Origin of the sequence: Streptococcus sp. HMSC072C09, assembly GCF_001813105.1 — a bacterium.
Taxonomy (GTDB): Bacteria; Bacillota; Bacilli; order Lactobacillales; family Streptococcaceae; genus Streptococcus.
This window is the reverse complement of the sequence record NZ_KV811502.1, coordinates 112,086-122,572: the sequence shown is the minus strand read 5'-3', so window position 1 is coordinate 122,572 and position 10,487 is coordinate 112,086. Positions and strand designations below refer to the sequence as shown.

Annotated in this window: 10 protein-coding genes; 9 read left to right on the top strand and 1 reads right to left on the bottom strand. The window is 44.5% G+C overall.

Annotated elements, in window-relative coordinates; genetic code table 11:
- Nucleotides 1-182 precede the first annotated feature (182 nt).
- From proB to proC, 3 genes are read left to right on the top strand one after another with little or no spacing between them, the layout of a single operon-like run.
- The gene (gene proB, locus HMPREF2893_RS08040; RefSeq protein WP_070675654.1) at nucleotides 183-1,292 is read left to right on the top strand and encodes a glutamate 5-kinase; all 1,110 of its coding nucleotides are present in this window, start codon (nucleotides 183-185) and stop codon (nucleotides 1,290-1,292) included.
- 10 nt (nucleotides 1,293-1,302) lie between these two features.
- Entirely contained in the window at nucleotides 1,303-2,550 is a 1,248-nt protein-coding gene (locus HMPREF2893_RS08035) for a glutamate-5-semialdehyde dehydrogenase (protein WP_070675652.1), read from the top strand.
- 3 nt (nucleotides 2,551-2,553) lie between these two features.
- The gene (gene proC / locus HMPREF2893_RS08030; RefSeq protein ID WP_070675649.1) at nucleotides 2,554-3,369 is read left to right on the top strand and encodes a pyrroline-5-carboxylate reductase; all 816 of its coding nucleotides are present in this window, start codon (nucleotides 2,554-2,556) and stop codon (nucleotides 3,367-3,369) included.
- Between the two features lie 294 nt (nucleotides 3,370-3,663).
- Here the strand turns inward: proC and HMPREF2893_RS08025 are convergent, their stop codons facing one another.
- On the bottom strand, nucleotides 3,664-5,187 hold the full coding sequence (locus HMPREF2893_RS08025) for an ATP-binding cassette domain-containing protein (RefSeq protein ID WP_070675646.1): 1,524 nt from the start codon (nucleotides 5,185-5,187) through the stop codon (nucleotides 3,664-3,666).
- Nucleotides 5,188-5,505: 318 nt separating this feature from the next.
- Here HMPREF2893_RS08025 and hemW point away from each other — a divergent pair, with 318 nt between their 5' ends.
- Genes hemW through HMPREF2893_RS07995 form a run of 6 tightly spaced genes read left to right on the top strand, consistent with a single transcriptional unit; the run spans nucleotide 5,506 to nucleotide 10,435 of the window.
- On the top strand, nucleotides 5,506-6,636 hold the full coding sequence (hemW, locus tag HMPREF2893_RS08020; RefSeq protein ID WP_003007699.1) for a radical SAM family heme chaperone HemW: 1,131 nt from the start codon (nucleotides 5,506-5,508) through the stop codon (nucleotides 6,634-6,636).
- 3 nt (nucleotides 6,637-6,639) lie between these two features.
- Entirely contained in the window at nucleotides 6,640-7,395 is a 756-nt protein-coding gene (locus HMPREF2893_RS08015; RefSeq protein WP_049491865.1) for an acyl-ACP thioesterase domain-containing protein, read from the top strand.
- A complete protein-coding gene (locus tag HMPREF2893_RS08010) occupies nucleotides 7,385-8,071 on the top strand; it encodes a hypothetical protein (protein WP_021153378.1) in 687 nt (228 codons plus the stop codon). The genes HMPREF2893_RS08015 and HMPREF2893_RS08010 overlap by 11 nt, the downstream gene beginning before the upstream one ends.
- On the top strand, nucleotides 8,072-8,842 hold the full coding sequence (locus tag HMPREF2893_RS08005; RefSeq protein ID WP_070675644.1) for a TIGR01457 family HAD-type hydrolase: 771 nt from the start codon (nucleotides 8,072-8,074) through the stop codon (nucleotides 8,840-8,842).
- Nucleotides 8,835-9,455, top strand: a complete 621-nt coding sequence (locus HMPREF2893_RS08000; protein ID WP_070675641.1) for a TIGR01906 family membrane protein — start codon at nucleotides 8,835-8,837, stop codon at nucleotides 9,453-9,455. Before HMPREF2893_RS08005 ends, HMPREF2893_RS08000 begins: the two co-directional genes overlap by 8 nt.
- Nucleotides 9,452-10,435, top strand: coding sequence for a CPBP family intramembrane glutamic endopeptidase (locus HMPREF2893_RS07995; RefSeq protein ID WP_049485450.1), 984 nt, complete (start codon nucleotides 9,452-9,454; stop codon nucleotides 10,433-10,435). Before HMPREF2893_RS08000 ends, HMPREF2893_RS07995 begins: the two co-directional genes overlap by 4 nt.
- Nucleotides 10,436-10,487 lie beyond the last annotated feature (52 nt).

Genomic DNA, 10,487 nt, shown 5'->3' with positions numbered 1-10,487 from the left:
GTTCGTTTTCCCACCCCCGCACAGTTGATTAGGTTATCTTTGGAGCCTAAAAAGCGAACAAAGATGCCAATCAACCACTGCGTCATGCAGTTATTACTATCAAACATAGAGAGCTGGACAGTTTTTGTCCAGCCTCACTTTCATTAGATACGAAATAAATAGTATTAGAAAGAAACACAGCGATGAAAGCAAAACGAATCGTCTTTAAAGTAGGGACCTCGTCTTTGACCAATCCAGACGGGAGTCTCTCCAGACAAAAGGTCAAGATCATTACCCAGCAGTTGGCTCTCTTACATGAATCAGATCATGAGTTGATCTTGGTCTCATCAGGGGCTGTCGCTGCTGGATTTGGTGCCCTTGGTTTTAAGAAACGGCCGACCAAGGTGGCAGACAAGCAAGCTTCTGCGGCAGTTGGGCAAGGCTTACTGATGGAAGAATATACAGCCAACCTGGTCTTACGCAACATTGTTTCTGCGCAGATTTTGTTGACCCAGGATGACTTTGCGGATCAGCGCCGTTATAAGAATGCCCACCATGCCCTATCTGTCTTGCTTAATCGTGGGGCCATTCCGATTATCAATGAAAACGATACAGTCTCGATTGCTGAGTTAAAAGTTGGTGACAATGATACCTTGAGTGCGCAGGTTGCAGCCATGGTTCAAGCTGATCTTTTGGTGCTTTTAACAGATGTAGATGGCCTCTATACAGCCAATCCTTCTCAGGATCCAACAGCTAAGCGCTTGGATCGAATCGACCACATTTCTCGCGAGATGATCGAGATGGCAGGTGGTGCTGGCAGTAGCAATGGGACTGGCGGTATGATGACCAAACTCAAGGCAGCCACCCTTGCGACCGAGTCAGGGGTTCCTGTCTATATTTGCTCGTCTCTCAAGTCTGATGCCTTGATCGAAGCAGCAGAAGAGCAAGCAGATGGAAGTTACTTCCTTGCAGAGGATAAGGGTTTAAAAACCCAGAAGCAATGGCTAGCCTTTTATGCAGAAAGCAAAGGTGCCGTTTGGGTGGATGCTGGAGCAGCGCAAGCCCTGTTGGATCATGGAAAGAGTCTATTGATTTCTGGTGTGACCAAGGCAGAAGGAGATTTTTCTTATCACGAAATTGTCAGCGTCTATCATCAAGAGACTGGTCAATTACTAGGAAAAGGCAAGGTCCGTCTCGGCCAATCAGCTGTGCGCGATCTGCTCCAATCTAAAAAAGCTAAGGGAATCCTCATCCACCGGGATGATTGGATCTCGGTAACTCCTGAGATTGACCTACTCTTTACAGAATTCTAGAGGAACACGTATGGGAACAACACAAGAACAATTAGCCTTAGCGAAATCAGCTAAGAAAAGCATCAATACATCCAGTACAGCTCTTAAAAATCAGGCCTTGGAGGCCATGGCTAGCCAGCTTTTAAAAGCAACTGAAGCCATTTTAGCAGCCAATCAAATCGATATGGAAGCGGCACGCGGGAAGATTTCTGAAGTCATGCTGGATCGCCTCTTTCTTGATCAAGAGCGGATTGCCGGTATGGCACAAGGAATTCGTGCTTTAATAGACCTGCCAGATCCAATTGGGGAAGTGCTGGATACGGAAGTCTTGGAAAATGGTCTTGAAATCCAGAAAGTTCGAGTCGCTATGGGCGTCATCGGGATCATTTATGAAAGCCGTCCAAATGTAACGTCAGATGCTGCAGCGCTTGCCATCAAGAGTGGAAATGCAGTAGTCCTTCGTACTGGAAAGGATGCCTTTCATTCTGCACAAGCAATCGTGACAGCTCTCAAGGCTGGATTGGAAGAAGCAGGACTGAATCCAGATCTTCTCCAACTGATCCAAGATACGAGTCGAGCTTCTAGCCTTGCTATGATGAAGGCTAAGGGCTATCTAGATTTGCTTATTCCACGTGGTGGTGCTGGCTTAATCCAAGCGGTGGTTGAAAATGCCATTGTCCCTGTGATCGAGACAGGAACTGGGATAGTCCATGTCTATGTGGACAAGGAGGCTGATTTCCAGAAAGCCCTCGCCATTATTGAAAATGCTAAGACCAGCCGCCCATCCGTCTGCAATGCCATGGAGGTCTTGTTGGTGGATCGAGCGATCGCGTCTGATTTCTTGCCTTTGGTCAAAGAGCGTTTAGTGGATGATCGGGAAAGATCCGTTGAGTTGCGCCTAGATGAGCAAGCTCAGGCAATCATTTCTGGGACAGCAGCACAGGAACAGGATTTTGATACCGAATTTTTAGATTATATTTTAGCAGTCAAGGTTGTTGACGGAGTGGAGGAAGCGGTGGACCACATTGAAGCTCATAGCACCCATCATTCGGATGCCATTGTGACTGAAAATCCTGAGACAGCCGCTTGTTTCACCAAGCAAGTAGATTCAGCAGAGGTTTATGTCAATGCTTCTACACGCTTTACAGATGGGGGTCAATTTGGCCTAGGTTGTGAAATGGGGATCTCGACCCAAAAACTCCATGCGCGTGGACCAATGGGACTACGGGAAATGACCAGTTACAAATATATCGTCAGTGGAAATGGTCAAGTGAGGTAAGAAATGAAAGTTGCATTTATCGGTCTTGGAAACATGGGGGCTAGTTTAGCCAAAGCAGTCGCAAAAGAAGTGGACGCGCAAGACCTGCTCTTGTTCAATCGTTCTCCTCAAAAGGTGCAAGAGTTTATCAGCCAGTATGGGGGAACGGCGTCTGATCTTGGACAAGTCTTTCAAGAAGCTGAAGTAATCTTTTTAGGGGTCAAACCCTATCAGATCTGCCCTCTTTTAGAAGAGTACCAGGGCATCTTGGCCCAACGCTCTAATCTCTTACTGGTTTCCATGGCTGCAGGTTTGGAACTAGAAAAGATGGCTGACGTGATCCAGAACGACCAGGTGGGTCTCGTTCGCATCATGCCCAATACGCCTGTGGCCATTGGTCAAGGTGTTATCAGTCTGGCCCGCTCCCAAGCAGTGACAGACCAGCAGGTAGCTAAAGTGATCCAGCTCTTAGCAGGAGCAGGGGTTCTTTATGAAATTGAAGAAAAATTGATGGATCCTGCAACTGCTGTCGCAGGCTGTGGGCCAGCCTTTGTCTATCAGATGATTGAAGCTATGGCAGATGCAGGAGTAGGATTAGGACTTTCACGAGAGCAAGCCTTGCAGATGGCTGCACAGACCTTCCAAGGAGCCAGTCAAATGGTCCTAGAGACAGGCGAGCATCCAGCCCGCTTGCGAGATGCAGTTTGTAGCCCAGGTGGCTCTACTATTGCAGGAGTCAATCGCCTGGAACAAGTCGGCATACGGGGCGACATCATTGCTGGAGTGGAAGCAGCCTATAAACGTACCCAAGAAATGGGACAAGAGGCAGCGAAGGAATAGAAAAAGATTGGTTTTTACCAATCTTTCAAGTTGAAGATATAGTCCTCTTAGAAACTTTCCTTAGGTGAGAACGGACGTCAGCGAACTTCATAGAAGTTCCATGACTTAGTTTTGAATCTAAGGCTTCAAAACTCCCGAGTGCTTGAAACAATCCTGTTTCAAGCACTTTTCTCACGGCGGAAAGTTCCAATAGAGGATTGGATAACACTGACTAATATATTTTTATAGGATTTGTATAATAGAACATTTTTTCTACGTTCTCCAAGATTGGTTTTTTTGCCAATCTTTTTTACGTTAGAGCGACTCTATTTCTACCAAACCATTTTCGGTCAGACGATAGATTTTTTGGCAGACTTCTTTGAGGAAGGTCCGGTCGTGAGAGACCGTGACTAGTCCGCCTGCGTAGTCTGCGAAAAGGCGTCGAATTTCTGGTTGGGAAGTGGGGGAAAAATTGCGAGTAGGCTCGTCCAAGAGCAGAAACTGGGGACTTGTGAGCACTAGTTGAAGGAGATAGAGTTTTCCTTGCTGGCCACCAGAAAGTTCATAGATCGGATGGTGCATTTCAGAATAGGTAAAGTTGAGGGAGGCTAAATGCAATTGAATGGTGTTGATTTCTTCACGATCGCCTGAATGCTGTAAGAATTGAACGGGTGTCTGAGTCAGAGGGAGGCGTTCAGTGTAATCTTGAGGCATATAGGCAGTGCGGATACTTTCATTCTTCTGTAGACTTTTCCATATCATTTTTAGGAAAGTGGATTTCCCCACACCGTTGGAACCGATAATTCCTATCTTGTCCTGCCCTTGAAGAGTAAGGGAGAGGTCCTTGACCAGGACCCGATCACCAATTGTGAGCTCTTCCTGATCTAAGAGAAGGAATCGTTTTTTAGGAGACAAGGGAGTGAGGGGAGGGAAATGCAGATTGATGACTTCCTCATCATAGGGTTGGGAAGTCATGGATTGGAATTCCCGCTCGTAGCGCTTTTCTTGTGAGAGGAGGGACTTCATTTTCTTTGCTAGGAGACGTCCGGCAGTGCTATCCTTGGTGTTTCGTAAGGAAGTTTCGACTTGCTGACGGACGCGACGATGCTTCTCCATTGTTTTTCGGTAGGTTCGTTGATCATTGGCAGCTTGCTGAGTCTGTTGCTTGAATTGTTGCTCCCTCTGGCTACTGTAGTCTTGATAACCTAAGTGCTCTACAATGGTTTCAGCCTCCTTGCGGTGTTTGATCTGTCTTAGGTGGATGATCGTATCCGCCGTCTGCGTCAAAAAATCTTCATGATGGGAAATAAATAGGATGGTTTGGGGGCTTGTTTGAATCATCTGCTGGAGCCAGTCCAGGGTTTTCAAATCCAGATCATTTGAAGGTTCATCTAAAAATAGTAATTCATGAGGACGACAAAGTTCGTGAAGTAGTTGAACTTTGAGGGCTTCTCCTCCAGATAGACTTCCAATAGCTTGGTCGCTTGCAAAGCGGTCGCTATCAAAATGCAATTGATCAGCCAGTCTGTAGAGGGTGGCATAGTCTAGCTCGTCTTCTCCAAAAAAATATTCTTCCAATGTTTTTCCCTTCAATGCTTCTGGCAAAGACTGGGGAATATAGGCATAGGAGTGAAAGGAAGTGGTGATTTCGCCTTCTATTGTCAGATAATCTGGTAGGGATTTTGGGGACATGAGGACATGAAGCAAAGAAGATTTTCCATTTCCTTCTTCGCCAATAATGGCAACTTTTTCTCCTTCATGAATGGTTAAGGACAGATCGCGAACCAGATCGCGTAAATCTTTTGTATGGCGGATGGTGAGGTGGGATAGTTTTAGCATAAGATTCCTTTCTACTGGGACAAAAAACAGCTCTACCTATTTAGTAGAGCTGTATTCAAGTGGAACCCAAACAGAAAAAGATCTAATATAGCCAACAAGAAGTTGGAGAATAGGCAAGAGGGTACACAAAAAGAGATAGAACAAGCAGTCCACTAAATAAAGTATTTTATTTAACGAAACTTAGTTGTTCATATCTCCTTACCTCCGAATATGATTAAATTCATTCTATTCCTTTTATTCCTTCTTGTCAAGGAATTCCTAGCTTCTTATTCCCTTTTCTTTTCGGACTTAGGGGGATTTTATGGTATAATTAAAGGTATGCATACAAAACCAACGTCCGCTTATGTCCACATCCCATTTTGTACCCAGATTTGTTTTTATTGTGATTTTTCGAAGGTTTTTATCAAGAACCAACCGGTCGATGCTTATTTGGATCATTTGATCCAAGAATTTCGTCGGGAAGAAATCACAAATTTACGGACTCTCTATATTGGGGGTGGGACACCGACAGCCTTAACTGCGGATCAGCTAGCCTATCTGCTCAAGGAGCTGACTAAGTCGCTTGATCTGTCTCAGATGGAAGAGCTGACTATCGAGGCCAATCCTGGTGATTTGGATCCGGATAAGATTGCTGTCTTGAAGGATTCGCCGGTTAATCGGGTTTCATTGGGCGTACAGACCTTTGATAATCGCTTGCTCAAAAAGATTGGTCGGAGCCATCAGGAGCAGGATATCTATGACAATATCGATCGTCTGAAGCTGGCTGGTTTTGACAATATTTCGATCGACCTCATCTATGCGCTTCCGACGCAAACCATGGAGCAGGTCCAGGAAAATGTCGCTAAGGCTCTTGCCCTTGATATTCCCCATATGAGTCTCTATAGCTTGATTCTGGAGAATCACACGGTCTTTATGAATCGCATGAGACGGGGCAAGCTTCCTCTACCTAAAGAGGAGATGGAAGCGGAGATGTTTGAATACATTATTCAGGAGATGGAGCGTGCGGGCTTTGAGCATTACGAAATTTCTAATTTCTCCAAGCCTGGTTTTGAAAGTCGGCACAATCTCATGTATTGGGACAATGCCGAGTATTATGGTTTGGGAGCTGGAGCATCCGGCTATGTCGATGGGATTCGCTACAAGAATCATGGCCCCATTCGTCACTATATGCAGGCTGTCGAAGAGGGAAATGCGCGTGTCCAAGAAGAGCATCTGACTCAGACAGAAATGATGGAGGAAGAGATGTTTCTAGGACTACGTAAGAAAACAGGCGTTTCCAAGAAGCGTTTTGAAGAAAAGTTTGGTGTGAATTTTGACCAACAATATGGATCAGTGGTTGAGAAATTGATCCAGCAGGGCCTTTTGGTACCTGACAAGGACATTGTACGAATGACCAAGAAAGGTCTCTTTTTAGGAGACACTGTAGCAGAGAAGTTTATTTTGGAGTAGAAAATGGCAAAAACATTTGAATACAGCATGAAAATTCCGTTTGATATGAGCGATGTCAATGGATTTATAAAAATTCCGCAATTGATCTTGCTGTCTTTGCAGGTATCAGGCATGCAATCGATTGAGCTGGGCATGAGTGATATGTACATTCTAGAGAATTACAATCTAGTCTGGATTATCACGGATTACAATATGAAGATCGAGCGTCTCCCTGTTTTTGATGAGAAAATCACTATTGAAACCTATGCCAAGAGTCACAATCGACTTTTCTGCTACCGGGCCTTTAATATCAAGGATGAAGCAGGAAATACTATCATTGAGATGGTCGCGACCTTTGTCTTGATGGATCGTGATACACGCAAGGTTCATCCTGTTATGAGTGAAATCACGGATGCCTTTGACTCTGAATTTTCAAAAACCATGCTCCGCGGTCCCCGTTTCAAAGAATTAGAAGGTGGCGTGGAACAAGAATACCGGGTTCGGTTTTACGACTTGGATATGAACGGACATGTCAACAATAGCAAGTACTTGGACTGGGTTTTTGAGGTGATGGGAGCAGACTTCTTGACCCATCATATCCCGAAAAAAGTTCATCTAAAATATGTCAAAGAAGTGCTAGCAGGAGGTCTCATCACCTCTCAATATGAACAAGAGGGCTTGAAAACTCAGCACCAAATTACTTCAGATAGTCAGATCAATGCCCAAGCTGAAATTGAGTGGGAAGAAGTAGAAGAAAAGGGTTGGAATTATGGAAAGTAGAAGATTAAAAAATAAAAAACAGGAACTTGAAAGCTATCAAAAACGGGTTGTGGCCTATGCCAAGCGTCAAAAGAACCCTTTGTACATGTTGGGAGATTGGCTCTTGACTCTTTGTGCTTTGGGCATCATCCTGGTAGAGGAAATTTATAAATTTTTCCGCTATCGCTTGAATTTAGAGAGTTTTAATCGCTTTTTAAGAGAAGATATACGCTGGTATCGGGTCTGGATCCATTTCACCTTGGCCTTTCTTTTACCGGTCATGATCTTCTCGATTGGGATTACTAGCCAATCAGGATCCTTCTGGTCCAATTTCTATCACCGCTTGTCTCAAGGCGTGCTCTTTAGCACAACAGTCAGCCTCGCTGCGACCTTAGTGACGGATTTTGTCGAGAATTTGCAACCAGAAACTAAGTCTGACGGGAAAAATCGGAGCACTAAACGCACGGTTTATCAAATCAGTGTGGATCAGGCAACCGTGATAGGCTTGTTATTGACCATTGTCATCCTCATGGTAGCATCCTTCTTGTTCACCCAATCGGGAAGTCAAGGGATTAATTTTACAGGTTTGGTGTTACAATTTGTCCTCTATGCTGGAGCATTGCTCTTATATGGTTCTGGTGGACGAGTCGATGCAGAGAAGTTTCATGAAGAAGCTGACACAGAAAGGGAAGAATAAATGCACTATAAGGGCTATTTGATTGATTTGGATGGCACTATTTACAAAGGAAAATCACGAATTCCTGCAGGAGAAGCTTTTGTTCATGAACTGCAGGCGCGTGAGATTCCCTATCTCTTTGTGACCAACAATACAACCCGCACACCAGAGACTGTTCGGGATATGCTGGCCACTCATTTCAATATTGAAACCCCAGTTTCGACTATCTATACAGCTACCCTTGCGACCATTGACTACATGAATGACCAAAATTTGGGCAAAAAGGTCTATGTGATCGGAGAAGCGGGGCTCAAAGATGCTATTGAAGAAGCTGGCTATATCATGGATGAAGAAGCACCTGATTATGTGGTGATTGGCCTCGATTGGCAAGTGGATTATGAGAAGTTTGCTCTTGCGACCTTGGCGATTCAAAAGGGAGCGCACTTTATTGGGACCAATCCGGACCTGAACATTCCAACAGAGCGTGGCTTGCTGCCAGGTGCAGGATCCTTGATTGCGCTTGTAGAGGCTGCGACACGGGTCGAGCCTGTGATCATTGGCAAACCAAAGGCCATCATTATGGATAAGGCCATTGAACACCTGGGTCTTGCAAGAGAAGAAGTGGTTATGGTTGGCGACAACTACCTAACAGATATTCGTGCAGGTATTGACAATGGGATTCCAACCCTTTTGGTAACGACAGGTTTTACCAAACCAGAAGAAGTGCCAACCTTACCAATTTCACCGACACATGTTGTTGCCAGTCTAGCGGAGTGGGATTTTGATGCTTAAAAGTCTGAAATCAATTAACCTATTTTTCTTTATCTTGTCAGCTACCATCCTTCTCACCATTGCTCTCGCTTGGGCCCTCTATCCCATGGAGATTCATTGGTTGGGGATTCAAAGCCGGACTGGTTTTTCGGCTACTGTCATCATGAAGAATTTTAATGTCTTGATGAACTACTTGACTAATCCGTTTCAATGGGTGTTGAAGATGCCTCAATTCCCCTCTTCAAAAAATGGACTGCACCATTTTGAGGCTGTCAAGTACCTATTTCACTTAGTGACGGTCGTTTTCATAGTCACTCTCCCTGGTTTTATCCAGTTTATGCGGACAGTCGTCAAAAAAGGCTACCTTACCTTGTACCGTAGTCTCTTCTTTTGTATGATGGTTTTACCAGTGGTGATTGCAGTGGTGGCTGTTATGATTGGCTTTGATCAATTCTTTACGCTCTTTCATCAGGTCTTATTTGCTGGGGACAATACTTGGCTCTTTGATCCGCGCGTGGATTCGATTATTCTTGCATTACCAGAAGACTACTTTATGCATGCCTTTTTGATTTTCTTTATCTTATACGAAGGAATGTGTGCGAGTTTTTATCTCTTTTCTAGGAGGAAGAAATGAACCAATACAACCGATTATTAGACCCTAAAAAAGATATAGGAAGGTATTCCGGGACACTTGCCATTTATCTCTTGGTAATGACCTTGGTAACCGTCCTGTGGGAAGTCCTCCTTGGATTGACCATAGCAGGCTCTCTCAGAAAAGATCCAAGTCAAGTAACGGAGAAACTAAACGCCCTGAATGTTTGGGCTGGTATTCCCTACCTCATCTCTATTTCCATTGGACTCTTTCTTTTTAATGCCTATCGCAAGAAGGCCCTTTATAAATATGATCTTAAGCATAAGGGACGTAAGATGACACTTTCAGTCTTCTTTATTCTTCTCGCCTTTCTTGGCTTTTCTCAAGTCTTTTCATCTGTGATGACACAAGTGATTGAGCGCATGTTTGAGACCATTGGCCTTCATTCTCCAACACCAGATCTAGGAGATACGATTGAGCGATCATGGACCATGCTCTTGTATGCTGGATTTTTTGGTCCTATCACAGAGGAATTCTTCTTCCGTGGGGCCGGCTTGCGAGGCTTGGAACGGTATGGGAAGATTTTTGCTATTGTCATGACGGCTATCTTGTTTGGTCTCTTCCATGCCAATTTTGACCAGCTCTTTTTCGCAAGTATCATTGGTCTAGGTTTCGGCTACATTGCCTTTGAATACAATATCTGGTGGGCTATTTTCTATCACATTTTCAATAACTTTGTGATTTCCCAAGGCTTGCATTATGTGGCCTATCATGTGGACGAGGGACTAGCGAATTGGCTCCAAATTGGTGTTTTAGCTATTGGTTCCATTGTCATGATAGTGGTTCTTGCGACTAAATGGCCAGCTATCAAGGCTTATATTCAAGCCAATAAACCTCAACCGGGAGTTTTCCAGCGTGCCCTCGCTTCCTTCTGGTTCTGGTTCTTCGTGCTATTCACTATCCTGATGTCTATTGTTCCTTATGTGATTCCGATCTTCCAGATGGCTAATCTCAAAGGCTGAGGATGTAAAGTTGGATACATACAATTGAGAGGTAAGCGCCTCTCTTTTTTGA